Consider the following 26,332-nt stretch of genomic DNA (forward strand, 5'->3'; position numbering starts at 1 on the left):
GATGATATGTGAGCGCCCCGACAGAATATTCTGTCGGGGCGCTCACATATCATCGTCTTTCACCCATTAAAAGACCTTGCCGGTCTTTATGGTCCTGCCTTTTTCCCGGATGATGTATATACCCTTTCCGAGATTGTTTTTAGATACTTTCCTTCCAGAGAGGTCGTAGTATTCCGCCTGTCCACGGGATGTTTCCGTGGTCGAGATACCGCTTGTCTCGCCGGATACGGTCGCGGTGTATTCTTCCGACGGCATTGATTTGAGGTCGGCCGATGTCGCCGTTATGCGCAGCCCGTATTTGGCATTGTGCTCAAGCGTATTGAATGTGTACGACAAAACGTTGCCCACATTCAAGTCCCGGTAGCCGTCGACCGGTGTGCGCTCCGTTCTTACATAGCTTGCGGTCACGTCGTCCACAACAAGGAAACCGCTCTCCCGGCTGTATCTTATGCGTACCTTGTCGGCCGGGTCGATGGCGGCCGTCACCACTCCGCCTTCATCCTGCGGCACTATCTGCTCCACCTCGTGCCACTCTCCGTCGGCAAATCTGTCAATGCACACGCTGCCGTTGCCGTTTCTCAGTCGGCACCAGAGCGACAGGCCGGTGATCTTGCTGTCTGGATAGGCCACCTCTATGTAGTCGCCGTCTGCCGACATGCGCAGCGAGGGAGACGCCTCGCCGTAGTATCCGGCTATCGAATAGTATGTGGTGCTGCTGGTGCTCCACAGTTGGGGTATACCCTCGGCACGCTCGCCGAAGTCGTAACCGCCGGTCTCGGTTTCTGTGCCGGCAGAGTGCTTATACAGGTTGACGATATATCCGTCCGCGTCCTGCACGGCATCCCATGCGGCTGTAAATCCGTCAGAATATACAGCGGTGGCCGTGACACCTGTCGGGATGACCTTCTCGAATGCCAGTTCGAGTGTCTTCACTCTTGTGGTCCGCGGCTCCGAGCGGTAGCTTCCGAAACCGGCCGTCACCGTGATTTCATATTCCGTGGCCGGTTTCAGGCCGTTGATGTGCAGTGTCTGTGCCTTGTCGAACGTGGCGTTGTCCATGCCCTCTATGGGAGTCCTGCCGTCGTCAGGCCCGATTTCGTTAATGCTTACTATGTAGTATGCGGCGTCTTCGGTGCCGCTCCATGTGATGGTGAAGCTGCTGTCGGCGGTCTCGGTCACGGTGATGGCCTCCGGTGATGCGGGCTTGTAGCCTGTTCCGGCCAGTGCGAAGCGTATGTTATCGGGCGTTTCCATCACCTCGTCGAGAGCGAGCAGGCTGCTGCCGTCCCAAGCCTTGAAGTCAAACTGCCTGATGTTGTCTGTTCCGGGGAACGGGTCGGCCTTGCGTGTGCCTGTGCTCCTCACTCCGTCTGCCGCGACGATGTCTACCCGCTGGTGGTTTGTCACAGTGTTCACCGTGTTTTCTTTCCATGCCGTTTCGTCCATGTCTATGTGCCATGCGAGCATGCCGTGTCCCGGCAGATATGTGTCCCAGCCGGTCTGTTGGCGGTTCTCGAAGATGAAATACTCGTTTTCCTTTCCCGGCACGGTCACGCGGTATGCCTTGTTAGACTGTTTCAGGTCGGCTATGGCCTTCACTCCTGCCTCGTCCGGTGCCATCTCGGTGTAGTCGAGCCATCCCAGCTCGGCGCGCTCGAATGCCGAGAATACCGGCGGTGTGTTGCCGTCGTTGTTGTAAGAGCCTGTAGCCATGGTGTCCCACTCGCCCACGGTGTATGTCCGCGAGTCGGCCGAGTCATAGTGGTCTGCCAGTCCGAGCACGTGTCCGAACTCGTGTACGAACGTGCCTATGCCTGCCGGTACCTTGTCTGTGATGTGGAAGCGCAGTTCGTTGCTGCACGCATAATGGTTTATTCTCTTGCCGTCGCAGGTCAGGTCTATGCCCCAGCCGGCCAGCTCGGCGGAGTGCGGCCATATAGACAATGTGGCTCCGGGGGTGTCTGCCTGTCCCGGACCGGCATAGAAGCAGTAGATGTTGTCCACATAACCGTCGCCGTCGCCGTCAAACTGTGTGAAGTCAACGCCGCTGTCGATGGCCTTACACACGTCCACTATCATCTCGTGGGCATGATAGTCCGTGCCCGGCGTGTCGCCTCCGTAGTAGTCTGACGGCTTGTCGAGCTTTATGGGCCCCACGACAACAAAGTCGGGATCGAACATTCCGGCCGAGCTTGCGATGTAGAAGTCGCGCGCGCTGCCGGTGGCTCCGTTGCTGTGGGTAAATCCTTGCTCGTTGAGCATGCGGTTGTAGAAGTCGTGCGGGTCTGTCATGGCCGTGAAGCCTATATCGCTGAACTCCACGAGCACCACGAGGGTTTTCTGCCTGCCGATGGTAGGGAAGTCGGTCAGCTTTATGCGTTGCTGGATTCCGGCCCTGCTTTTACTCCTGTTCTTGGCGGCTGTGGCGCTACCGCAGGCGCTTTTCCTGGCCGTGGATAGTAGTGCGGCTTTTTCTATTCCGCTTATGTTGATGGTACGCAGATATGCCGCTGCCTTGGCATCGCGCCGTGATGCGTCTGCCGCGACCATTCCGCTGCCGCCTATCCGGCCGTCTGCCGTGATGCATGCGTACTCGAAGTTGCGTGTGTCACGGTTGTAGAACAACGGGTACCCGTCTGTCGTCCGTGTGATGTGGGCATGCTCGTCGCCGGCCATCACCACCGTTACAAAGCTCCCGTCGGCCTGCCTTACTTGTTTGGGGCGTGGGTCGGCGGGCACGGCTGTTGCCGATTGCGACATTATTGCCGCCGCGAATAGTGCGAGTGTGATTTGCTTTATGTTCATTTTTACGTACTGGTATTATCTGTGTTTGGCGGCATCCGCCGGGTGGTGGGGCTGTGTTCGCTTGGCTCGGTAACCCGTCGTCTGCCGTCAGGCAATTAAAAAGCGGGGCGGAGCGCCGCTGTCTTTCGACACCTCCGCATCCGTCCCGCTTGCCTTACTTTATCGTTTATCCCGTAGTATGTTATTTTAATACAATCTTGCTTGTGGCCGTATGTCCGGCGGTGTCTGTCGCCACGATGACGTATACACCCTTGCTCATGCCCGATGTGCTCATGGTTGAGCCGGCGTTGTCGGCAGCAAGCTGTCCGTTGATGTTGTAAACGGAAATCCTGGAAGCGCCATCGGCTACGATGTTGCCGTCGCGGAATGTGATGGCCGGGCCGTTGCCGTCGGCTGTTATTCCGTCTATTGCTGTGGTGACACCGTTGATGAGGCATGTTGCGGTCAGTGTGCCGGCGGTAGCCGTGATGGTGGCCGTGCCCGTTTTCTTGCATTTTACCTCAATGGTGATGCTGTTGTCGCCCTCTTCGACGATTTCAGCCTCGGCCACGCTGTTGTCTGAAGACACTACGTCTATCATGCTCGGGTCGGCTCCGTAGAGTGTGGCGACGATGCGTATGCTCTCGTTTTCAACCACGTTTACGGCGCTCTGGCTGAGTGTCAGCGACATTGGGATGTTCTCGAAGTAGAGCACCGGCAGCTTGCCAGCCTCTTTCCAAGGCTCTGCCGCTGTGTTGCCGTATGCGAAACCGATGCCTTTGAGGAAGTCGGTCGTAAGGTCGGCAACACTCTTTGTGGCACCCTCGGATGTGGTGTCGTCCGTATATTCCACGGCGGCGTCGTTCCATTTTACGGCTGTTGTGGCATAGTTCTTGGCGAAGCCCTTGTCTTCCGCTTTTCCGCCGGCATCCTCAGCGGCGTTTACGATGGTGTATCCGGCTATGCGGTGAACGCTCTTCATGGCTTTGGCAGTGAGGTCGATTTCCGCTCCGGTGTCGGGATCGGTGGTCACATTAGGCTCTGCCGTGACATTGATTTCGGCATTCATGATGTTGCCTGTGACGTCGGTTGCCTCGACAAGCTCGCCCGCTATGCCTCCAACGGCAAACTTACCCCAGCGTGTGGGAGCGTCGGCGTCGATGGTTCCGTTGGCGATGCAGTTTGTGATCAGGCCCTTGTTGTTGTCCACTCCGACGATACCGCCCACGGTGTTCTGAGCCTTTATTGCAGCGTCTACACGGCAGTTGGTCACATTGGCGTCTCTCTCGGTCTCTCCGACTATTCCGCCGAGTGTGTTGGCGGCGGTGAATGTTCCGGTTGCGGCACAGTGGTCGGCCGTTGTTCCGGTGCGCATGTTGCCTACGATACCGCCGGCAACGCTTGTCTCAGGCAGGTTGATGACGCCGTTGAACGAGCTTGAAGCGATGGCGGTGTATGTAGTGCCCTGGCCGATCAGACCGCCGATGGCGTCTGTAGAGCCGTTGCCCTCAATGCGTGCGCCATAGACGTGGATGTCCGTGATCGATGTCTTGGTCGTCGCTCCGGCCACGAATCCTGCGTATGTGGTCTGCGGGTTGACAACGAGAGTGGGGTCGGTGATGATGATGTTCTTTATCTGTGTGCCCTCCTCCGTCTGGCGGAACAGTCCGGCCTTGCCGTTGTTGTCGTCTATTGTAAGGTTCATCAGTTTGTGTCCGTCACCGTCGAGTATGCCGCCGAACGTGTCTATCGGCTTCCATGTCTGCAGGCTGTTTGACATGTCGATGTCGGCAGCCAGCTTGTAAGCCGCTTTCGGGGCTTTCTCTATCTGCTTCATATCGCCGGCGGTGGATATGAGATAGGGGTTGTTCTCGGTTCCGTCTCCGCCTTTGGCAAATTTGTTGAACGGCAGCGGGTAGAAATCAATGCTGTATTCGCCGGTATTGTTGTTCATATAACCCACGATGAACTCAGGACGTGAAGTGTTGTTGTCGAGAATGGCACTTGTCATCATCTTATATTCGTCGTCTCCGCTGTATTTGCGGATGAACTCGCCGTTCTCCTTAGCCACGACCACCACGTTGTCGAGTACGGTGCTGTTGTCGCGTTTTATTTTGGCGATGAAGCAGTATTCGTGCTCGTCGTCGGTGTCGAATGTATAGGGATTCATGGCGTCGTCGTTGAGCAGCGGTGTGAAGTACTGTGCGTTTGGACCGAGGTTGAACTTAGTGAAGTGATCGAGTTTCAGGTCGGTGGTGTACCATCCGAGCAGAGCTATTACGTTCTTGTCCGCGTCGCCCTCGGCGTATGCCATCTTAATGACGTACTGGTAAGAGTCGCCCACCGGAGCGCGGTTTATGTCGGCCGAAATCTTGTTGCCTTCGATGGATGACGGTATGCGTGTCTTCTTCTCGCAAGAGGGTATATCCACCATCTGGATGAACTGGTCGCTGCCGATGGTCTGTATGAAGGCATACTGGTCGCTTTGTCCGTTTATCGAAGACAATGGGAACCATGTGTCTGTGACATAGTCGCAGATGGTGTTGACATGCTTGCCTTCCGAGTAGACCTCGAAGCGGAACCTGTTGCTGTCGTCAGACTTGATGTAGTCGTATAGGGTCACCGTATAGTTCAGCTTGTCGTCGCCGGTGAAGTAGCCTTTCGTGAGGTCATTGTATGAGAACGTGCCGAACGAGGCAAATGCCGGCCACAGGGCGTCGGGAGCTTTGGTGAGCGGTATGGCCAGGGAGTCTATGCGGTTGAAGTTTCTGTCGAATGTCTCTATCACGTAGAAGTTGTTCTCTGTGGGTATGGGGTCGAGCCCGATGTTTGAGTCGGAGTCGAAATCAAAGTCATATCCCGAAGCCCACGGTTTCTCATAGTGGGTGTACAGATAGTAGGGGGTGCCTTCTACATCGTATGCGTGGAAAGCCGGACCGTCGCTGTAGCTGACTTTCTCGAAGTCGATAGTGAAAGTGTGTTCCAGTTCGGGTGTTGTGTTGTTCCATCCTCCCGGCTTGTAGATGTCAACCTGTATGTAAGAGGTATCCTCGCCGATGTAGTTGTTTGTGAGCAACAGTCTCTGATATACGTCCCATGAGTTCTTGACGGACTCTGTCATCTGTGCCACTCCCTTGAAAGCGGCCACCTTTTCACTGTTCATGTTGTAGGCGAAGGTCGAGTCGATGGTGACTCCGGGAGACGGAACCTCATGATAGTAGATGGGTATTTCGAGTGTCTTGTCGTTCTTGTCAAAAAACTTTGTTGTAATCTGGCCGAACGGCTCTATCACGTTCACGACCTTATCCTGTGGTACTTGGATATTGATACGGCCACGCTCTTTGTGGGTGTTGTCGTAGACCACGATTTCGGTCTTGTCGTAGTACCAGTCGTTGCGTGTGGCTATACTTTGGGTATAGGTCCATGTGGTCTTGTCCGGACCTTCGATGTAGCCGAACTGATGGCTCTTCATGTTGAATATCGGTTCGTCGCCGGCACCTGTCTGTGTGGGGCTGTATGATACCGATGATGGGCCGAAGCCTGCTTTTTCAAATTTCGCCGCTGTGGCAGACTTGGCTGCTTGCCTTTCGGAGTGCACGGCGACAAAGTTGCGCTTGGCGTTGTTAAAACGCCTTAGGCCGTTGGCTGCCTTGCTTTGCGCATTGGCATCAACAGCCGTTCCTGCCATCAGGAGTGACAGGGCGAAAAGTGTAAACTTTCTCATAAACGATTATTGAATATTAAAAATAATTAAAATTGCATTTTGATAAAAACGTCTAATTCTAAACTGCAAAGTTAAGTTTTTGTTGATAAGTACATTATAAATATGCGATTAATTAAACTTTAATTAACGTTTTTATGCAGTTATGATGCCAGTATTGTAAATATTGTTTGTGGTTTTTCTTAAAAACGTATATTTATGCAATGTTTGGCATGCGGTTGGCGTTGATAGCGGTTGCTGTAGCGAGCGGTTTTTTTAAAAGGTAGGAAAGGCAGTTGTAAAAATCATCAGGTTGCGCCTTTATTGTATATGCAATCCGTTGAATCGCATTTAGATAACGGCAGTGCCGAATCTGACGGACAAACGGTTTGCGGCGGTGTCCGGACGTAGCGTGTCGGGCATGCCGTTGATGGGCAAGAAAACTATGGATGCACCGTGACGGGAGGATTCAATGCAACATGTCGGTCGGTGTTTTTGCATATTTATACCGTTTTTGCAAACTGTCTGTACTGTTTTTGTGCTTTTGTCAATTCACGGCCGGCAATAAACCGGTAGAAATGGACTCTGATCAATATGCGACTGCCGGTGAATAAACATGCGCAAACGTACTTTATGTTTAATAAATTTAACCATAAAGAATAAAAAGTGAACTATATGTGCATCTCGGCGTATTACTTTTGCAATCGATATCAAAAACAAAAACAGAGTGGCATGCGACTCTTAGAAAGCGTCTGCCGATGATGCGGCGGAATGTATGAAGGTAACTTTAATAATTTAAGGACAATGATGATTTACTACAACAACACACACGTCAAAGCCGGCGACGAAAGCCGCAGGGCTATCGAAGCGCGACAGGAAAGGGAGGCTCGCGAACGTATTACGGAGGAGTTTGTGGCTCTTTTGAGTCTTGATCCTGACGAGGGGGCAAGGTGGACGGGAACGGTGACCGACCTGATGGAGGCGACACACATAGCATACACGCAGGGCACGATATGCGACTCGGAGGGAAACACGTGCACATTCACGCAGTTGGTGACCGGTATTTGCGATACGCTGCACGTAAAGCGGCCGCGCAATCCGGCCGGATGCGCATATCAGGCCGCACAGCGGAAGGGAGTGCGGAAGAACTCATTGATATACAGATATATGCGGCAAATGTTTCACTCGGCCGTGGAAAAACCGCTTTCAAGTAAAGTGATCAAATAAAAACAGATACCATGAAACTGACAACACACTTTTCGCTCGAAGAGATGATACGCTCGGGCGTGGCGATAAGCCGGAGAATAGACAACACGCCGACAGTGGAGGACATAGAGCGGATGTGCCTGCTGTGCGAGAATGTGCTCAAACCGATACGTCGGCGGTTCGGGGTGACGAGGATTTCGAGCGGATACCGCTCGCGGGAGCTAAACAAAGCCGTGGGAGGGGCACCATCCTCGCAGCACATGAGGGGAGAGGCGGCGGACATACATATATCAGATATGGAGACGGGGATGAAGATATATGACTTCGTGCGGAAGCACTTGGACTTCGACCAGATGCTTTTTGAGCACAGGATGAGCAACGGATGCCGCTGGCTGCACATTTCATATACCGCGCGGCGCACAAACCGAAGGCAGGCACAGACCGTGCGGTGCTGACGGAGACGGCATGTTTTCAGATGCCGGAGAGCGGCCGGATGCCGGACGGCCGGCATGCTATCGGGAAGAGTAGGCCGATGTGTATCGTGATAACGCTTGACAAAGGGTTTAAAATTCACTACCTTTGCAATGTCTTCCGGAAAGACAAGCGACAACAATTTTTCATTAACCATTTTAAAATTAAGGAAAGGAACAAAAACTATGGCAGTACATTACAGACTTTATCAGAACAAAAACAAGAAAAGCGCTTTTTTCAACAAGTGGTATGGCAGGGCGGTGGTGCTCGATACCGTGACTACCGACCAACTGGCAGACACCATAGAGGCCAACTGTACGGTGAAGCGGGCGGATATTCTCGCGGTGATCAGTGAACTGGTGGTGACGATGAGAAAAGAGTTGCAAGACTCCAAGAGGGTGAAACTCGACCGTTTCGGTTCGTTCAAGCTCGGCATCAGTACATCGCCGAGTGAAACGGTGAGAGATTTCGGTGTGAACCAGAACCTTCGCGACATACACATTATATTCCAGCCGGAGGTGAAGATATCCAAGGAAGGCAGACGGGTGAAGGCGTTTCTCGAAGGATGCAAGGTAGCCGAGCTGCCAAAGAACACCGTGATGAAAGAGACCGCCGGGGCTGACGTACCCGTGGTATGACGATGAGACTCACGGTATGCGGGAAGACGGTTTTGATGCCGGTCGGCAGTGAATGTCCGTCTTTCAGGACGGAAGCGGGATAATAAATGCGTGGCGGCGAGATTGTTTTAGGCATGAGCCGCCACGCTCAGTGAAAAAGAATACCATGACAAACAACGACACAAAAATGAGTAAGATAACCATAAAGAACATCAAGTTGATAATAAAAGTGATAGCAACCGTGGCCACGGCACTGCTCGGTGCCCTCGGTGCGACATACGTATAGAGGTGAGAAAAAGATATATCAAGGAAACTTAGAACTTAAAGGGTAAAATGGTGAAAGTGGTAAATACGGTAAATCACAGCTTTAGCTTCTTTACTTTTTTACCTTTTTACCTTTTTACCTTTAAAAAAAGTGCTAACTTTGCAGTTCTAAGATATACACGGACAAACGGATGAACGAAGATTTTGACATAAGGCAGGAACGGGCTTCGGCAGAGAAAGACTTTGAGAATGCATTGCGGCCGTTGCGGTTTGGTGATTTCAGCGGACAGCAGAAGGTGGTGGAGAATCTCGAAGTGTTTGTCGAGGCCGCCAAATATCGTGGTGAGCCGCTCGACCATACCTTGCTCCACGGACCTCCCGGACTGGGAAAGACAACACTGAGCAATATTATCGCTAATGAGCTTGGAGTGGGATTTAAGATAACGAGCGGGCCGGTGCTCGACAAGCCCGGCGATCTGGCTGGAATACTGACCTCGCTCGAACGCAACGATGTGCTGTTCATCGACGAGATACATCGATTGTCGCCTGTGGTGGAGGAATATCTGTACTCTGCCATGGAAGACTATCGGATAGACATAATGATAGACAAAGGACCATCGGCGCGCTCTATACAGATAGACCTGAACCCGTTTACACTCGTGGGAGCTACAACGCGTGGCGGACTTCTCACGGCGCCGTTGCGTGCCCGTTTCGGTATAAACATGCATCTTGAATATTATGACCCGGATACGCTGACGAAGATAATAAAGCGCTCGGCAGATATTCTTCGGGTGCCGATATATGACGATGCGGCCATGGAGATAGCCAGGTGCAGCCGAGGTACGCCGCGTATAGCCAACGCTTTGCTGCGCCGTGTGCGTGACTTTGCGCAGGTGAGAGGCACTGGACGCATTGACCTTGGTATCACGACGATGAGTCTCTCTGCACTGAACATTGACCGGTATGGGCTTGATCAGATAGATAATAAGATTTTATTGACTATAATAGACAAGTTCAAGGGTGGCCCGGTGGGCATCAGTACCATTGCCACAGCGATAGGAGAAGACTCCGGTACGGTGGAGGAGGTATACGAACCGTATCTCATAATGGAGGGTTTCATAAAGCGGACTCCGCGCGGACGTATGGTAACCGAACTGGCTTACCGTCATTTCGGGCGTAATCCTTACACCGGAAACATCATGCATCCGGAACTGTTCTGACTAAGTCGGGAGATAATATGGGAGTCGTGAGTGATTGTCCCAGAAGCATGAAAGGTTGTAATGAAAGATTTGATATGAAAAGTTCGGAACTAAGAGCGTATCACGCAGAAGGATGATTGGCATGCGATATCCATGGTGTCGCAATATCTGTCCGAGGGATACGTATGATATGGGATTACGGTTGGTGTGATATATTCTTTTGGTAAATATGGAAATACAGAGATGCGGGACGTTAAGTAATAGATAAATAATATCTCAAAGTTCATTATTCTGTGCTTTTCACTGTTGTCATTTGACTTGATTCATGACAGATAATATAGGCAAGAGGTCTCTTGATGCTTCGGATTTACAATTTAATTACCCTTGTTTCACTAAGTAAATATCATAAAAATTTATGTTTAAAACGGCGATATTTTCGGGCAGTTTCGACCCGTTTACCATTGGACATGACTCAGTAGTGAGGCGTGCGCTTCCTATTTTTGACAAGATTATAATCGGTGTAGGGGTGAATGAGAACAAGAAATATATGCATTCACCGGAGAAAAGGGTGGCTGATATTGCCGCTCTATATGCAGATGAGCCGAAGATAGAGGTTAAGTCGTATTCCAATCTCACGGTAGACTTTGCCAGGAATGAGGGTGCTGGCTTTATAATCAAGGGAGTGCGAAGTGTGCGTGACTTTGAGTATGAGCGTGAGCAGGCTGATATCAACCTCAGAATTGGTAATATAGAGACGGTTCTTTTCTATGCCGAGCCACACCTGGCGAGTGTCAGTAGCAGTGTAGTGCGTGAACTTATGCACTTCGGGCGTGATGTAAGTGAGTTCCTGCCGCGGCGCTGACAGATGCTTCTTTTATGTATGAATGCTTATGAAATGGGCATGAGTGTGTGTTATTTGAAGCATTGAGAATTTTTTTTTGGGGGGGTAAGGATATATTTTCGGTCTAATATGATCGGGCACTACTTGATTCTTTTCTTTCATAAAATTTTCTTCATTTTGCAAATGTATAAAATAAAAAATACGAGACTCAAACTTGAATCCCGTATTTCCATTTACACAAAATATTTTATAGTGCCTATTATGACGGTAAAACATTTCGAGTATATGATAAAAACATTTCCGGGGCATGAATATTTCATGCCCCGGAAGTTTATAGAATACCGTTCAATGAAGTATTATATTTGGCAGCTTCTGTATTTTGCTAACCACGAACGTCTGCTTGATACCTCATTACATGTTAAACATATATGATATATGGTTCGTATACCTCATTCCTTTCTTTTTGATTGAGTTCTTTTTCATGTTGAATGGAGTATATTTACCGTTCATGTGATGCCTTTCCCTTATTATTACGGAGCCTTTTCCTTATCGGATTGGTTTTCTCCTGTTTTTCTGTCCGGGCACTTCATTCAACGGAAGATGACGTTTTCACGTTTTCGATAAGACTTATTGTCTTTGTCATTATTTGTTGATGAACTTCTTGCCGTTCTTGATCATCAGGCCTTTGAAGTTGTTGTTTACGCGCTGACCGGCCATGTTGTATGCCGGAGCGTCAACATTCTCTGTATTGGCTTTGATGTCGTTGATACCGTCTTCTGTTCCGAGGTTTATCGAAACGTTCTGATAAGCCACAGCCTTGTTGTTTCCGATACCGTATACAACGATGCGGAGAGTAATCTCGTATGCGTCCTCGGGGAAGTCGGCTGGTGCCGGGATAGTGTATGTCGTGGCACCGGCATCGCATGAAGCGGGTTTTGATGCGTCCTCGCGGGAAGGCTCTGCGCCTACGATTTCTCCTTCTGCGCCAGTTGCCTCAACCCATGCGCCTGTTCCGTCAGACACTGTTGCCCAGTTTTCACCGTTGATGAGCCAGTCTGATTCATAGTCGGCTTCGGCTGCCGCGATAAGTTTTGCGTTGATACGCACGGCATCTGTACCGAGACGTGTGGCGTTGAACTGTACGTTATTCAATGACAATACCTTTTTTATATCGCCTTCTTCGATTTTGAAGTCAATGTACTGGCCGGCGGCATAAGCCTCGTCGATAGTCTTAATAGCTGCATCAGAAGCACATGTGGGAACCCACTTGATGATAGCCGGTGTAGCCTCAGAACCGAATTGGATAGATGTTCCACTTGCGTCCTTGTGGCTTTTCTGGCATGTTGTGGGAGGGAAGATTATTCCTGTTCCTGCCGTAACGGCATGGGCTTTGATAGATTCGCTGCCGCTTACCACGCCATCCAGTGTGTAATCAGCCTCAGTCATGTTCTTGCCATCGGCAGAAGCGGTCTCGCAAGACCATTTTACTGATTGGGCGTTAACCGCAACGCTCGCAAACAGCGCTGCTGCAAAAAGTAAACTCTTTTTCATAATTACTTGTTTTTGATTGTTAATAAAATGATTGTATTTATATGGCTTGCCGGCAACACTTTTTGGAGAATTTGCCGGCAAGCCGTTGTTCACTAAGTAGTACTTATTCCTTTTTTCTGCTAATGCGAGCCGATATGATTGATTTTAATCTTGATGGTCTCATCGGATCAATCGCCCGCCATGTTGTCCCACGGTTTGTTTTCCGGTTTGTGCTATCAATGTCAGCATTCGGCACTATTCGCCGTCTGTGCTTGCAGCCACGTATCCCGGGTTCTGGTCTTTCTCACTGATGGCGCCGTTGAGGTTGATGACATCCTGCGGCAGCGGTCTGAACCAGCGTATTCTTCCGTCAGGACCTTTCATGTCGTCTGCCGATGTCACGCCGCTGTTATGCTTCACGTTGTAGCTTACCAGTCGTTTGGTGCGTCGGAGGTCCATCCAGCGGTAGTATTCTCCGCACAGTTCGCGTGCGCGCTCATCGAGGATTACATCGATCGGGTCGAGATTTGTCTCGAACGGGACGTTGCCTATGCCGGAGCCGTTGTTATACGAGTTGGCCGTTCCGTCTGAATAGTGGCGCTTGTATGACGCATAGCTTGTCAGTTTTTCCGCCTTTGCGCGTTCACGCACCACGTTGAGGCGTTGCAGTGATAGCGGCTCGTCGCCCGCCATGTAGTATGCCTCGGCTGCCATGAGGTAAGATTCGGTCAGGTGGGCCAGCACGATATTGTGGAACGATACGCCCTTTGTCGTGTTTCTCTTCGACTCGTAGTCGTCAAACTTGCGCACGCATATCGTCTGGCTTGTCTGTGTACGGCTGACGGAGTATCTTTGCTCGCTTTTCGTATATGTGATTTTGCCTGTACGCTTGTTTATAGACACCTTGATGTAAATGCAGGGATCGGATGTCGAGTAGACATTGGTCGTCTTATGTCCTTCCGCGCTTGTGTTGTATTTATCGAGCGTGCTGAGGTCCGTATACCATGCCGGGAAGTAATAAAGGATCTCTGTCTTGTCCGTTACCGGTTCCGTGTACCAGCTCATATACGAGCGCAACTGGCTTACCATGAACGTTCCGTCAAATCGTTCGTCGCCCGGTTCGAAAAGATATATCAGTTTCTCGCTTGCCGGGAATTGCGAGTCGGTATACTTTGTCTCTGGCAGGTCGTCGTTATAGTAGTTTCCGAAGTGGGCCATCTGCTTGTTGCCTGTCGTGGTCTCGTCCTGTCCCGATATGCCGCGGGTGTACTGTATGGCGAAGAGTATGTCGTCGTTGTTGTCGTTCTTCACGTCCCACATGTCGCTGAAAGAGAGCGATGGCGTCTTTCCGGCGATGGCCTTGTCGGCATATTGTGCCGCCAGCCCGAAGTAGGTGCGGTCGGTAACCGCCAGGTTGCTGCCGTCGTCGTTGGCTGTCGTTCCGGTATCCCATCCCCATGCGAGATACACTTTGGCCATCAGGTTGTATACCGCCCTCATGGACACGCGTCCGGTGTGGTCTTCTTCCGGCAGTGCGTTGGCCGTTTCCACGCTTTTCAGCAGGTTTATTATATAGCCATATACCTCTGTCTGGCTCTTGCGCGGGAACGAAGTCATCACGCTTGTGATATAGCTGTCAGACACGGGCACACCTCCGAACTGCTGTGTCAGCAGGTAGTAGTAAAGGGCTTTGAGGAATTTCGCCTCGTTGAGTCTTTTCTGTACGTTGCTGCCAGCCGCGCCTTTGTTTGCATAGTCGATGACGGTGTTGCACTGCTGTATGCCGTCGTAGCATGCCTTGTAGAAGTTGAGCAGCGTCTTGTTCTCCGCGTTCAGGTTCTTGTATGTTGCCAGTGCGGCGTCGGCATAGTTCGAGCGTCCTTTCTCGTAGAGGTCTGTTCCGCTGATGAACAGGTTTACAGGGTCACCGTCATATATGGCCCTCAATTTGAAATAGGGGGTGGTGCTGAGGTTCTCGAAGCCCTCTTCCGACATGAAATATTTTTCAGATTCCACGTTCGATTTGTTTTCGGCATCAAGGAAGTCGCTGCATCCGGTGAGTCCGATACATCCTGCCATTACCAATGCCGACATTAATATTTTGTTTCTCATATTCTTTTCAATTTTAAAATTAGAACTTAATGCTTGCTCCGAACTGATATGTCACTGTGCTCGGACCGCCTTGCGACATGCTTGCGCCTGCCCATTCAGGGTCGAATCCCTTATAGTCTTTCGAGAAGACGAACGGGTTGGTGATGTTCACATACAGCCGCAGATAGTTGATGAACGTCTTTGAGAGCAGGGATTTCGGGAATGTGTATCCCAGGCTGATGTTCTTCACTTTCCAATAAGATCCGTCCACGATCTGGTAGGGCGCGCCTTTCCTGTTCGCGTCAGCCATCTTGTCCATGTTGTCCGCTCCGTCTTTCGCGTTTCCTGAAGCCCAGTAGGTACCGGCTCCTGCGTTAGACGCGGCCTCGTTGGTCGGGAAAGGATATTCTCCGTAGTGTGTACCCTGCTGGTAGACCTCGTTGATGCGGTTTCCGTTCTCGTCGTAGTCGCAGCTCAGCAGTGTGCCGTCGGGGATGTAGAAGTCCATGTACGCGTGCTGCATGCCGCGGTCTCCGTAGTTCATGTACTGTTTGTAGAACGGAGAGTAAACCTTGTAGTTCTGCTTTGTATATATTGAGAATGAGAAATCCCAGTTCTTGTATGTCAGTGTGGAGTTGATGCTTCCTGTCCATGTGGGGTTGCTCTTGCCGATGATGCTCTTGTCGTGCTGGTCTATCACGCCGTCGCCGTTGAGGTCGGCGATGATCGGCATACCCTCGCCCCATCCGTAACATGTATGGTAATAGTCGCGGCTCGGCACCGATTCGCCCGGGGTGAATCCCTTGTCCTTTGCGATTTTGGTGTTCGGCACGGTCATGGCCTGATCGTTCACGATGCCCGCCCATGTGTAGTTGTATAGTGCGTTGATCGACTCTCCGATGAAGAAGCTGTTGGCAATGTCGTCCACTTTTCCGCCGTTCACTTCGAGAATTTCGTTCTTGTTGTGCGAGAATGTGAACGATGTGGTCCAGTTCCAGTCTTTCGTGCTTACGTTGACGGTGTTGAGCACCACTTCAAAGCCGCTGTTGCGAACCTTTCCGATGTTGTCGATCACCGTCGCGTTGCCTCCTGTCTCGTATGGCAGCTGGCGGCTCATGAGCAAGTCCTTGCTTGTCTTGGTATACCAGTCGATAGAACCGTTGATGCGTCCGTTGAGGAATCCGAAGTCTACACCGACGTTGTATTCCGTGGTTTTCTCCCATGTGAGGTCTTTGTTCACCAGGGCGCCCGGCCAGTATGGCGTGGTGCCTGTTCCGTCGGCAAATCCGTAGTAGTCGTTTCCGCCGTTTGCCGATACGGTCACCGGATAGTTGGTTCCCTGTGTATAGTTGTTTCCCGTGACACCGACACTGGCGCGCAGTTTCAGGTTTGAGAGCCACTCGCTTGTCTTCTCCATGAACGGCTCTTCCGTGATGCGCCATGCCACTGCCGCCGACGGGAACGAGCCCCATCTGTTTCCTTCGGCAAATCTTGATGAGCCGTCCCGGCGTATGGTTCCCGTGAAGAGGTAGCGGTCCTTGTATGAGTAGTTCAGGCGTGCGGCATACGAGAGCATGCTCCACTCCGTGTATGCCGAGGCGTTTGTATATGCCGTTCCAGATGCCTGCGACAGGTTGTACCACATGGCCTGCTCGACCACTCCGAATGCTTGCTGCTCATATTTCTCCTGGTTGAAAGCGCTTGCGCTTATGAGTCCCATGATGCCGATGCTGTGGTCTTTTATCTTCAGGTTGTAGTTGACCTGGTTGTCCCATGTCCAACTGAACTTCTGCGTGTTGTTCACGTATGCGCGGTTTTCGCCGAAGTTGCGTGCGGCTGTGGCGCTGCCCTCGAACTGTCCTGCGCGTGAGTTGGTGTAGCTGGGGGAGAATGTCGTTTTGAGCGACAGGTTCTTTATCGGGCGAACCTCGACATACAGGTTTGCGAGAAACTGGTATGTCTTGGTGTTGTATGATGAGTTCTCGAAGTCGAGCATCGGGTTGGCCGTACCTGTAAACTGGTCGCCGCTTGTGCCGAGGGCCTCCGACTTGCCCGGGTAGTCAACGATGTTTCCGTTCTCGTCGTAGGGGTTGCAGAACGAGTTGAGGCGGAATGCCTGTCCTATTGCCGAGTCGTCCACTGTAGAGTGGTTGGTGTAAGCGCCGTTGAAGCTGATACCCGCGCTTATCCAGTTGTTGATTTTCGTGTCCACGGTACCTTTCAGGTTGATGCGTTCCATCTGGTCGTCCTTGTAGATACCTTCTTCTTTCTGGTATCCGGCACCGAAGTGATAGTTGGTGTTTCCGCCGCTGTTGCCGCTCACGCTGAGATAGTGGTTCTGCTGCGATGCCGTGCGCATCACGAGATCCTGCCAGTCAGTCTCGCTGCCGTTGCGGATTACCGATTTCAGGTATGAGTCGTCGAGGGTCGCCCTTGTCAGCCAGGCAGTCTTGTAGTTGCCCTCGGTCATTCCCCAGAAGTTCTGCGCGCCGTATCCTTTGAGTGTCTGCGAGCCTTTTGCGTCTACCGGGTTGAGGTAGCGGAAGTGACGGTACTGCGCGAATTCGCTTGCAGTCATGAACTCGGGCATGCGCGCTGCTTTCGTCACTCCGTAGTAGCCGTCATAGCTGATGGTCGGCTTCGAGGCTTTTCCGCCTTGTTCCTTCGCGCTCTTTGTCGATACGATCACCACGCCGTTTGTGGCGCGCGATCCGTAGATGGCTGTCGACGAGGCGTCTTTCAGAATGTCGATGCGCTCTATGTCCTGCGGGTTTAGGAAGTTGATGTCATCGCAGATTATCCCGTCTACCACGTATAGCGGGCTCTTGTTGCTTCCCAGTGTGGACTGGCCGCGTATCTCGATGTTGAATCCTCCGCCGGCACGGCTCGATGTCTGTGTGATGTTCACGCCCGGCACGGAGCCTTGCAGGTTTTCCATCACCGTGGTGGCTCCCTTGGCGTTCAGCTTGTCGGTGTTCACAGACGCTATCGCTCCCGTGAGATCCGATTTCTTCATCGTTCCGTATCCCACTACGACCACGTCGCTGAGTGTGTTGCTGTCTTCTTTCATCACCACGTTGACCTGTGTCTTCTCGCCCACCTTGATGTTTTGCTCCACATAGCCGATGTACGTGATTTTCAATACTGTCTGTGGCGACACGTTGTTCAAAGTGAACTTGCCTTCCATGTCGGTGATGGCACCTGCCTTGCCGCCCGCAAAGACGGTAACGCCGATCATCGGTTCTCCAGATGCGTCCCTGACCGTTCCGTGAATGGTCTTTTGGGCATAGCCCAGGACACAAATCATGGACATGATCAAAATCGTAAAGATTCTCCTGATTTGTTTCATAATGATTGTTATTAATTAGGTTTGATAGATTTTTTCATGGTTTGTTTTCTTCGGTAGATAGATTATCACGTGGCAAAGTTAGGTTAATGTTTCAAAAAAGAAAAATAACAAAGGTAAAAAATTATCCAATAAATTTTATTTTAGCTTTTTTTAAGACATGACCTCTTTTTAAAGTATTAATTTTGCGCTTGAAATACTTGTGATAAAGATTTATTAATAATTTTGTGTTATTTTAATATTGGACAATGATTACATACAGTGCCGAAGGCGTGAAGATGCCGGCCATAAAAAAGCGTGATACCACCGCATGGATAAAGGCTGTGGCAGCGGCGCACGGGCGAAAGGTGGGTGAGATCGGGTATATGTTTGTAAGCGACGAACGCATACTCGAAGTGAACAACGAGTATCTCGGCCACGACTACTATACGGACATCATCACTTTCGATTACGACGAGGGAGATGTCATAAACGGAGACATAGTGATAAGTCTCGACACGGTGAGAAGCAATGCCGCACAGTTCGGAAAAGACTATGACGACGAGTTGCGCCGGGTCATTATCCACGGCATACTCCATCTGTGCGGCATAGACGACAAGGGACCGGGCGAGCGTGAGATAATGGAAGCCGAGGAGAACAAGGCTCTGGCTATGCTTGTACCGGCGGGAAGATGACTTTCGCTGTTTCCAATTCCATTGGCGGGCTTGATGGCCTTTATATTTATGAGTGTTCTGAATTGTTTTTACAAAACGTTCTCCGTATTTCGCCCGTTTCAAAATAAAAGGCCGGTTGCCCGAAAATAAGCGGATTATGGGACGTTTTGCGCAACCGCCTGTATATCAACCAAATAAACCTACCATAACTGCATACATTACCGAACTTACCACACCAACCCGAAATATTTTTTCCATTTAGCGTCCCGTTGCCCCGCATTTAGACGCTAAACGGAAGCCGACGGGTATCCAAACGCGACGCAACCGGCAACCGAACGCACTCCAACGGGCATCCCGTCGCAAAAAAAGCCGCTTTCAGCCATCCGGCTCAAAGCGGCATATCGCGTCTTATATATCGGTGTGTATCGTCTTCGTTTTCTATTTCAACAGAAAACGAAGTGTTAAATCCGTGATTTTATTCTTACATATGAGGCATGTCTAACGTCCGGTTATCACTTCTATTCCCTTCTTCACAATGTCGCTGCTCTCGTTGATGATGTCGAAGTATTGGTTCAGATCCCACAGATCGCGCGCCACGAGGGCTTTCATTTGCAGTCTCAGGTAGGCGAGGGTGGTGCTCTTTTCCTCGTCGTCCTTTGGTTTTATGTTCTGTTTCGCGGCCTCCTCCATTATACCGTCTATCACGCTTTGCGGTATGCTGTATGAGGCCTTGAAGCTCTCGAACGTCGGATATGCCTTCACGAGGTTCTTGCGCTGCGTGTCGATATATCTCAGGTTGGCATTCACTATCAGTCCCTTGGCCGCCAGCTCGCGGTGAAACTTGGTGAATCGTGTGGTGTCGAGCGGCACGAAAAAGTCGGGCATGATGCCTCCCCCGCCGTATACGGTGCGTTGTTTTTTCAGTGTCCGGTATTTCAGCGAGTCTGCGAAATGCACGCTGTCGGCATTTGTCAGCTCGCCGCTTTTCAGCCGGTTGAGCATGTCCATGGCGTAGTCTTTGTGCTCACCCTTGGTGTATGGTTTCTGGATGCACCGTCCCGACGGGGTGTAATAGTGCGACACGGTGAGGCGTATCATCGAGCCGTCGGGCAGGTTGACGGGCCGCTGCACAAGACCCTTGCCGAAAGTGCGGCGTCCCACCACCGTGCCACGGTCATGGTCTTGGATCGCCCCGGTGACAATCTCTGCCGCCGATGCCGTGTATCCGTCTACGAGCACCACCACTTTCCCGTCCATGAACGCTCCGTTGCCCCTCGCCTTGTAGTCCGTGCGGGGCGTCTTGCTGCCCTCGGTATATACTATCAGGTCGCCGCGGCCCAGAAACTCGTTGGCTATCTCTACCGCCGCCTGCAGATAGCCGCCGCCGTTCTCTTGCAGGTCGAGTATCAGGTCTTTCATGCCATGCGCGTTCAGTTTTGCAATGCTCTCCAGGAACTCGGCGTGCGTGGTGGCTCCGAAGTTGCCTATCCTGATGTATCCCACGCCCGGACGTATCATGTATGTGGCATCGACAGACTTCACCGGTATCTTGTCTCTGGTGACGGTGAAAGCCAGCCTGTCCTTTATTCCGTTACGCGTCACGCCGAGCCTCACTTTCGTTCCCTTGGCTCCCCGCAGGCGGCGCATTATCTCGTCGCGGTTCATCTTCACTCCCGCTATCGCCGTGTCGTTCACCGTCACTATGCGGTCGCCGGCGATGATACCCACTTTCTCCGACGGGCCGCCAGCTATCGGTTGTATCACCATCAGCGTGTCGTCTATCATGTTGTATTGCACGCCGATGCCTTCAAAGTTGCCTGCGAGCGGCTCGTTCATGGCTTTCACCTCTTTCGGTGTCGAATATGATGAGTGCGGGTCGAGCTTTTCGAGCATCCCCTTGATGGCGTCTTCTGCGAGCTTGTTCTCGTCGACGCTGTCTACATATAGGTTTGACACCGCGAGGTGCGCTATGGTGAGCTTCTGCAACGCCTCGTTATTGTTCGTGTTGATGCGCAACTGGGCGTTTAAAGGTAAAAAGGTAAAAAGGTAAAAAGGTAAAAAGAACGCTTGTACTCTTCGCCCTGGGATGGCACGCAGGTGTTTGGCTGTGCGGCTGATGTATTTGCTTATGTTCTGTTTCATGATGTATTGATGTGTAGTCTTTTTATTATGATATTCTGTTTCTGATGGTATATGAAAGCCATGCCGATGTTCCATCCGCATGGCTTTTTTACCTTTTTACCTTTTTTGCCCTTTTACCTTTAAACGTCTTCCGGGAGGTCTTCTTCTATCACGAGGTTGTCTATGATGAAGTTCTGTCTTTCAGGTGTGTTCTTGCCCATGTAGTATTCGAGGAGCTTCTGCACCTGGTCCGTTTTGTGGAGCGTCACCTGTTCGAGGCGCATCTCCGGACCGATGAAATTGGCGAACTCGTCGGGCGAAATCTCGCCGAGACCTTTAAATCGGGTTATCTCCGGGTCGGGACCCAGCTCGCCGATGGCTTTGAGCCGCTCGTCCTCGCTGTAACAGTAGCGGGTGACGAAGTCGCTCTTCTTGCCGTCGCCTTTTGCCGCCGCCTCTGCGAGCACGCCCTTGTCTTTTATCTTCGTGCGGCGGTTGCGTACCCTGAATAGCGGCGTTTGCAGCACATAGACATGTCCTTTCTTTATCAGGTCGGGGAAGAATTGCAGGAAAAACGTTATTATCAGCAGCCGGATGTGCATTCCGTCGACATCGGCATCCGTGGCCACGATGACTTTGTTGTATCTCAATGTGTCGAGACCTTCCTCGATGTCGAGCGCCGCTTGCAGCAGGTTGAACTCCTCGTTCTCATACACCACCTTCTTCGTCAGCCCGAAGGAGTTGAGCGGTTTTCCGCGGAGAGAGAACACGGCCTGCGTGTTCACGTCGCGGCTCTTGGTGATGCTTCCGCTGGCCGAGTCGCCCTCGGTGATGAATATCGAGCTTTCCTCCTTGCGTTCGTTCTTCACGTCGCTGAAATGTATGCGGCAGTCGCGTAGCTTACGGTTGTGCAGATTGGCCTTTTTGGCTCTTTCACGGGCCAGCTTCGTCACTCCGGCCATGGCCTTGCGCTCTTTCTCGCTCTCCTGGATTTTTTGCAGCATCACCTCGGCCGTGTCGGGCGCCTTGTGCAGATAGTTGTCCACCTCGGTCTTTATGAAGTCGCCCACGTATTTGTTTATGCTCACCCCGCCGTTCGGTTCCATCGTGAGCGAGCCGAGCTTGATTTTCGTCTGGCTCTCGAACATGGGTTCCTCGACGTTTATGGCTATTGCCGCTACCAGTCCGTTTCTGATGTCGCCGTACTCAAAGTTCTTGCCGTAGAACTCCTTTATCGTCTTGGCTATGTGCTCTTTGAACGCGCTTTGGTGTGTGCCTCCCTGTGTGGTGTGCTGTCCGTTGACGAACGAGTGGTACTCATCACCATACTGTCCGGTGTGCGTGAAGGCAATCTCTATGTCCTCGCCTTTGAGGTGTATGATGGGGTATATGCCGTCGTTGGTCATCGTGTCGTTGAGCAGGTCTTTGAGTCCGTTGCGGCTCAGTATCCGCCTGCCGTTGTACATGATGGCCAGTCCGGTGTTCAGGTATGTGTAGTTGCGGAGCATTGTCTCCACTATGTCGTTGTGGAACGAGTAGTTGACGAACAGCGTGTTGTCCGGTTCGAAGTATATGTACGTGCCGTTCTCGTCCTCGGTGTCTTCCGTGGTGTCGCTCGTGAGCGAGCCGCGCTCGAACGTCGCCTTGCGCACCTTGCCGTCCCTGTACGACCGTACCTCGAAACGCGAGCTGAGTGCGTTCACCGCTTTCACGCCCACGCCGTTCAGTCCGACGCTCTTCTTGAACGCCTTCGAGTCGTATTTGCCGCCGGTGTTGAGCACGCTCACCGCCTCGATGAGCTTTCCTTGCGGTATGCCGCGGCCGTAGTCGCGCACCGACACGCACAGGTTTTCGCTCACGTTGATTTCTATCCTGTTGCCGGCGTGCATCTTGAACTCGTCTATAGAGTTGTCTATCACTTCTTTCAGCAGTACGTATATGCCGTCTTCCGGCAGATTGCCGTCACCGAGCCGGCCTATATACATGCCCGGTCGGGTGCGCACGTGTTCCATGTCCGACAGGTGCCTGATGTTGTCGTCGGTATATTCCGTCTGCGGCGCGAGCTCGTTTTCTATGTCTGTTATGTTGTCGGTCATCTATGTCTGTTTTTTAAAGCGTAATCTTTTTCACGTAGCATCTGCGGCGTTTGTGAAGTATGGATTCGAGGTATTGCCACTGGCTCTGCACTTTTTCGTTGGTCTCCATCTCGACGTGCGTCTCTCCCCATTTGAAGCCGTAGCGCTGGTACCACGGTATCAGGTCGGCGAACAGCAGCGAGTTGGCTCCCTTCGATCGGTACTCGGGCAGCACGCCGACAAGCAGCAGGTCCACAACCTCTGTCTTGTGGAATTTCAGGGCGCGCAGCACGTGCCACCAGCCGAGGGGAAACAGTCTGCCCTTGCGGCATTTCTGCAATGCCTTTGTGAGCGAGGGGATGGTTATTCCCACTCCTACTACCTTGTTGTCGGCACTACGGTCTTCTATCAGTGTGATGAGATTGAGGTCGGCCATGGGCAGGTACATCTTTATGTACTGGTCTATCTGTCTTTGTGAAAGTTCCGAGTATCCGTACAGGTGACCGAACGTAGCGTTTATGACGTTGAATATCTTTTGTCCGTAACCGTCGGTGCCGAATATCTCGCCGCGTTTCAGTTTCTTCACGTGCAGATTGTAACGCTTCTCTATCATGGAGGCTATTTTGGCGTATTTGTCGGGCACTTCGTCGGGCACGATCAGCTTGTATTCCACATAGTCGTTGTCTTTCTCCCAACCGGCAAGTTTCTCCATGTGTTCCGGATAGTAGGGATAATTGTATATTGTGGCCTGTGTTCCGAGCTGGTCGAATCCGTCGATGAGCATTCCCTCCGGGTCAAGGTCGGTGAAACCGAGCGGTCCCACTATTTCTGTCATGCCTTTGCCTCGGCCCCATTGCTCGACGGCGTCGAACAGGGCGGCCGACACTTCAAGGTCGTCTATGAAGTCGACCCATCCGAAACGCACGCTCTTGCGCTCCCATTTGTCGTTTGCCTTGTGGTTGATTATTCCCGCTATGCGGCCTGCGGGCTTTCCGTCTTTATAGGCGATGAAGTACTCTGCCTCGCAGAAGTCGAACGCCGCGTTCTTGTCTTTGCTCAAAGTGGCAAAGTCATCACAGTACAGGTTGGGGGCATCGAACTCGTTGCCTTCATACAATTCATGGTGGTATTCAATGAAAGTCTTTAATCCCTTCTTGTCAGTGACTTTCTCTATTCTTACAGATGACATTACAGTCGTTTTTTATCTTGTTATTATATTGAGTGCTGTTTGGAAAGACAGTGCGGCCCGCGCATGTGGCGGCGTTGGCTCCAATTCATCTGCGGTGCCGGTGTATCAGTGTCGAATGGCAGGCTGTCTTCTGCAAAGATAACGCTAAAAATCAAAACGAAGAAAGAAAACGGGTATTTTTCGTTTATGTTGTTTTTCTTTTGCAGATGAACAATATGTGCTTTCTGTCGGCCGTTGTGGTGGCGAATATATAGGTGTCGCCGCCGTCTTTGAGTCTCAGCCGTCGCCGGAGTTCGGCCACTGACAGCGGGAAATTCCGTGTCGCTATGTTGGCTTGCGTGACGGTGCCGAGAGTCTTTTTAAGCTCTTTTTTGTTCATTCCGGTCATAGCCTCTACGGTGAACTCACGTCCCGGAAAGTTGTCGGCGGGCTTGTCGGAGATGAACAGGTGGCTGTCTTTGCTTATCTGCCGCACGCCGTATCTCCGCCCGACGAGTGCGAAGCAGCCGGCTTTCATTATCGATGCGTTCGGCTCATAGAGGAACAGTGGCGCTCGTGAGGGTTCTGTTTTATCTTCGGTCCCATCTCCGTTTTCCGATTGGGGGTGGGCATCCGTGTGTGTCGGGCTTTCTGCCGGTGTGAGGCGACCGGTCTCGGGGGTGTATGATATCACATTGTCGTCGTCCGCGCAGAATACAGTCAGCGGCCTGTCGCATTCCCTTGATATCACGAGCAGCAACTCCTTGCACTCGTTTGCCGCAGATACGATGTGTACTTCGCGCACGTTTCGCCCTATGTCGGACACAGCCTTGTGCCAGTCGAGCATAGGCGAGAGCTTTATCATCACGTGGTCCGTCTTGTCGAGCAGTGTGTCCATGACCTCTGTCATGTCGGGAGTACAGTCACCGATGGCGTATGTGCGGCCTCCGTTGCCGTTGCGGCGTGCCGGGTCTGCGTATATCATCGAGGCATGCACGTTTGTCGTGCGCACGTGATCCACGCCGTCGCCGTTGACTATCCGGCAGTTGGCGGCACCGAGCAGGGCAAGGTTTTTTTGGGCTATGGCGCACAGATGCTCCTGCCGTTCCACGTATACCGCCGTGTCGAAAGCGCGTGCCATGAACGAGAAGTCGACCCCGAAACCGCCGGTGATGTCTATCAGCAGTCCGCCGCCGGCAATCCGCCGTGCCACATCGGCCTTGTATCGGGCGGTCTGTTCGCTCGAACATTGCTCCATTGATATGTGTGGCGGGTAGGTGATGCCTTCCGTAGCGGCCCACGACGGCAGTTTGCGGCGTGCCGTCTGCCTGCCCGCTATCTGGTCGAGGGCGAACGGCAGGTCGATGTCTTCGCGGCCGCCGGCTTTCAGTGCCAGTGTCCTTATGTCGTCATCGGCATGCGCCTGTATGAACTCAGCTGTCTTCCGGCAGGTCATTTTATTACCTTGAAGTATTTTTTAGCCTCGGCTCTTGTGCGCAGGTTGAAGTGCCACCATTCCGTGCGGAGCGGTTTCCAGCCGGCGGCACGCATCACCTTGCGCAGCAGCCGGCGGTTGTCGTACGCCTCGCGGGAAATTTTTCCGCTTTTGAGCAGCCCGTCTTCATTGTCGATGTGCGACAGGTTGTTCATGTTGTCTATCTTCGTTCCCATCGGGATTGTGTCGCCATCGGCCTTGCACAGCGTTATGTCCACTGCCAGTCCGTAGTTATGCAGTCCGCCGCCGTTTCTCGGGTTGCTCACGTAGAAGCTGTGGTTGGTGTTTTTCACGGTGTCCCACATCTTCTGTTGGATGCTCATCGGCCGTGCGGCATCGTACACCTTGATGCTCAGGTCGGGGCGTTCTTTCTTCAAGAGGCGTTGTGCCTCTTTGAGGGCCTTGGCCGCCAGAGGGTGCAGATATGCCTGTCGCAGGTCTTCATAGAGTATGCGTCCCGTGAAGTTGTCGGTCCGAGAGTACATCAGGCTGACATGTATCGTAGGGTCAATATCCGCTATGTCCGTAAAGCCCTGCTTGGCGATGCTCCCGGCCGTGGAGGCCTTTATTGTGGCCTTGGCTGCTTCCTGCCGTGAAGCGCCGCTGCCCTTTGCGGTCGCGGTGCTTTTATGCTGTGCCGTCGCCGCCATGGCGAAAGCCGCGGCGAGGGCCGTTATCATTGCTCTTAGTGTCATTATATATTGATGTTATGTTCCGGTTGTTGCGTGCTTATGTGTCCTTGGCTGCATGCTCACGCGCCTTTTACTGTGT

17 protein-coding genes are annotated in these 26,332 nt (G+C 52.0%); 7 read left to right on the forward strand and 10 right to left on the reverse strand.

All coding sequences use genetic code 11. The features are described 5' to 3' along the window. Positions 1-66 precede the first annotated feature (66 nt). Positions 67-2,805 (reverse strand): M6 family metalloprotease domain-containing protein, encoded by a 2,739-nt coding sequence (locus MoGM_RS06325; RefSeq protein ID WP_104369264.1) that lies wholly within the window; start codon positions 2,803-2,805, stop codon positions 67-69. A gap of 181 nt (positions 2,806-2,986) precedes the next feature. Next, a complete protein-coding gene (locus MoGM_RS06330; RefSeq protein ID WP_104369265.1) occupies positions 2,987-6,508 on the reverse strand; it encodes a T9SS type A sorting domain-containing protein in 3,522 nt (1,173 codons plus the stop codon). 780 nt (positions 6,509-7,288) lie between these two features. Here MoGM_RS06330 and MoGM_RS06335 point away from each other — a divergent pair. The 6 genes from MoGM_RS06335 (at position 7,289) to coaD (ending at position 11,103) form a co-directional block, all read left to right on the forward strand. Further along, positions 7,289-7,711, forward strand: coding sequence for a hypothetical protein (locus MoGM_RS06335; protein ID WP_104369266.1), 423 nt, complete (start codon positions 7,289-7,291; stop codon positions 7,709-7,711). Between the two features lie 11 nt (positions 7,712-7,722). Then, the gene (locus tag MoGM_RS06340) at positions 7,723-8,145 is read left to right on the forward strand and encodes a D-Ala-D-Ala carboxypeptidase family metallohydrolase (RefSeq protein WP_104369267.1); all 423 of its coding nucleotides are present in this window, start codon (positions 7,723-7,725) and stop codon (positions 8,143-8,145) included. Positions 8,146-8,346: 201 nt separating this feature from the next. Continuing rightward, complete coding sequence (locus tag MoGM_RS06345) at positions 8,347-8,799, forward strand: HU family DNA-binding protein (RefSeq protein WP_104369287.1); 453 nt, start codon at positions 8,347-8,349, stop codon at positions 8,797-8,799. 166 nt (positions 8,800-8,965) lie between these two features. Beyond that, entirely contained in the window at positions 8,966-9,064 is a 99-nt protein-coding gene (locus MoGM_RS13025; RefSeq protein WP_158249565.1) for a smalltalk protein, read from the forward strand. A 169-nt stretch (positions 9,065-9,233) separates the two neighbouring features. Further along, positions 9,234-10,262 carry a Holliday junction branch migration DNA helicase RuvB gene (gene ruvB / locus MoGM_RS06355; protein ID WP_104369269.1) on the forward strand — a complete coding sequence of 343 codons (1,029 nt, stop codon included), beginning with the start codon at positions 9,234-9,236 and terminating at the stop codon, positions 10,260-10,262. A gap of 394 nt (positions 10,263-10,656) precedes the next feature. Then, a complete protein-coding gene (coaD, locus tag MoGM_RS06360; RefSeq protein WP_104369270.1) occupies positions 10,657-11,103 on the forward strand; it encodes a pantetheine-phosphate adenylyltransferase in 447 nt (148 codons plus the stop codon). Positions 11,104-11,724: 621 nt separating this feature from the next. On the opposite strand, the gene MoGM_RS06365 is transcribed toward coaD, so the two are convergent. From MoGM_RS06365 to MoGM_RS06375, 3 genes are all read right to left on the reverse strand, one after another. Then, positions 11,725-12,633, reverse strand: coding sequence for a hypothetical protein (locus MoGM_RS06365; protein WP_146078672.1), 909 nt, complete (start codon positions 12,631-12,633; stop codon positions 11,725-11,727). 234 nt (positions 12,634-12,867) lie between these two features. Continuing rightward, on the reverse strand, positions 12,868-14,724 hold the full coding sequence (locus tag MoGM_RS06370) for a RagB/SusD family nutrient uptake outer membrane protein (RefSeq protein WP_104369272.1): 1,857 nt from the start codon (positions 14,722-14,724) through the stop codon (positions 12,868-12,870). 19 nt (positions 14,725-14,743) lie between these two features. Further along, positions 14,744-18,010, reverse strand: coding sequence for a TonB-dependent receptor (locus MoGM_RS06375; protein ID WP_158249566.1), 3,267 nt, complete (start codon positions 18,008-18,010; stop codon positions 14,744-14,746). A gap of 287 nt (positions 18,011-18,297) precedes the next feature. Here MoGM_RS06375 and ybeY point away from each other — a divergent pair, with 287 nt between their 5' ends. Then, positions 18,298-18,723 (forward strand): rRNA maturation RNase YbeY, encoded by a 426-nt coding sequence (gene ybeY, locus MoGM_RS06380; protein ID WP_104369274.1) that lies wholly within the window; start codon positions 18,298-18,300, stop codon positions 18,721-18,723. A 477-nt stretch (positions 18,724-19,200) separates the two neighbouring features. On the opposite strand, the gene MoGM_RS06385 is transcribed toward ybeY, so the two are convergent. The 5 genes from MoGM_RS06385 to MoGM_RS06405 all read right to left on the reverse strand — a co-directional run bounded on the left by MoGM_RS06385 (position 19,201) and on the right by MoGM_RS06405 (position 26,259). Continuing rightward, positions 19,201-20,844: a S41 family peptidase gene (locus MoGM_RS06385; protein WP_104369275.1), complete on the reverse strand. Its 1,644-nt coding sequence runs from the start codon at positions 20,842-20,844 to the stop codon at positions 19,201-19,203. 119 nt (positions 20,845-20,963) lie between these two features. Then, complete coding sequence (locus MoGM_RS06390; protein ID WP_104369276.1) at positions 20,964-22,919, reverse strand: DNA topoisomerase IV subunit B; 1,956 nt, start codon at positions 22,917-22,919, stop codon at positions 20,964-20,966. Between the two features lie 13 nt (positions 22,920-22,932). Then, positions 22,933-24,087: an N-acetyltransferase gene (locus tag MoGM_RS06395; protein ID WP_104369277.1), complete on the reverse strand. Its 1,155-nt coding sequence runs from the start codon at positions 24,085-24,087 to the stop codon at positions 22,933-22,935. Positions 24,088-24,271: 184 nt separating this feature from the next. Next, on the reverse strand, positions 24,272-25,522 hold the full coding sequence (locus MoGM_RS06400) for a class I SAM-dependent methyltransferase (protein WP_104369278.1): 1,251 nt from the start codon (positions 25,520-25,522) through the stop codon (positions 24,272-24,274). Beyond that, positions 25,519-26,259, reverse strand: a complete 741-nt coding sequence (locus MoGM_RS06405; RefSeq protein WP_371410509.1) for a M15 family metallopeptidase — start codon at positions 26,257-26,259, stop codon at positions 25,519-25,521. The genes MoGM_RS06400 and MoGM_RS06405 overlap by 4 nt, the downstream gene beginning before the upstream one ends. Between the last annotated feature and the right edge of the window lie 73 nt (positions 26,260-26,332).

This window comes from Prevotella sp. MGM1 (genome assembly GCF_002933775.1).
In the GTDB taxonomy this organism is placed as follows: Bacteria; Bacteroidota; Bacteroidia; order Bacteroidales; family Bacteroidaceae; genus Prevotella.

What these genes read in the sequence shown, in the direction of transcription:
- ruvB (WP_104369269.1), top strand. Translation starts at nt 9,234, where the DNA reads ATGAACGAAGATTTTGACATAAGGCAGGAACGGGCTTCGGCAGAGAAA.
- MoGM_RS06325 (WP_104369264.1), bottom strand. Translation starts at nt 2,805, where the DNA reads ATGAACATAAAGCAAATCACACTCGCACTATTCGCGGCGGCAATAATG.
- MoGM_RS06400 (WP_104369278.1), bottom strand. Translation starts at nt 25,522, where the DNA reads ATGACCTGCCGGAAGACAGCTGAGTTCATACAGGCGCATGCCGATGAC.
- MoGM_RS06370 (WP_104369272.1), bottom strand. Translation starts at nt 14,724, where the DNA reads ATGAGAAACAAAATATTAATGTCGGCATTGGTAATGGCAGGATGTATC.
- MoGM_RS06330 (WP_104369265.1), bottom strand. Translation starts at nt 6,508, where the DNA reads ATGAGAAAGTTTACACTTTTCGCCCTGTCACTCCTGATGGCAGGAACG.
- MoGM_RS06395 (WP_104369277.1), bottom strand. Translation starts at nt 24,087, where the DNA reads ATGTCATCTGTAAGAATAGAGAAAGTCACTGACAAGAAGGGATTAAAG.
- MoGM_RS06345 (WP_104369287.1), top strand. Translation starts at nt 8,347, where the DNA reads ATGGCAGTACATTACAGACTTTATCAGAACAAAAACAAGAAAAGCGCT.
- MoGM_RS06390 (WP_104369276.1), bottom strand. Translation starts at nt 22,919, where the DNA reads ATGACCGACAACATAACAGACATAGAAAACGAGCTCGCGCCGCAGACG.
- MoGM_RS06340 (WP_104369267.1), top strand. Translation starts at nt 7,723, where the DNA reads ATGAAACTGACAACACACTTTTCGCTCGAAGAGATGATACGCTCGGGC.
- MoGM_RS06375 (WP_158249566.1), bottom strand. Translation starts at nt 18,010, where the DNA reads ATGATTTGTGTCCTGGGCTATGCCCAAAAGACCATTCACGGAACGGTC.
- MoGM_RS06385 (WP_104369275.1), bottom strand. Translation starts at nt 20,844, where the DNA reads ATGAAACAGAACATAAGCAAATACATCAGCCGCACAGCCAAACACCTG.
- MoGM_RS06365 (WP_146078672.1), bottom strand. Translation starts at nt 12,633, where the DNA reads ATGAAAAAGAGTTTACTTTTTGCAGCAGCGCTGTTTGCGAGCGTTGCG.
- MoGM_RS13025 (WP_158249565.1), top strand. Translation starts at nt 8,966, where the DNA reads ATGAGTAAGATAACCATAAAGAACATCAAGTTGATAATAAAAGTGATA.
- coaD (WP_104369270.1), top strand. Translation starts at nt 10,657, where the DNA reads ATGTTTAAAACGGCGATATTTTCGGGCAGTTTCGACCCGTTTACCATT.
- ybeY (WP_104369274.1), top strand. Translation starts at nt 18,298, where the DNA reads ATGATTACATACAGTGCCGAAGGCGTGAAGATGCCGGCCATAAAAAAG.
- MoGM_RS06335 (WP_104369266.1), top strand. Translation starts at nt 7,289, where the DNA reads ATGATGATTTACTACAACAACACACACGTCAAAGCCGGCGACGAAAGC.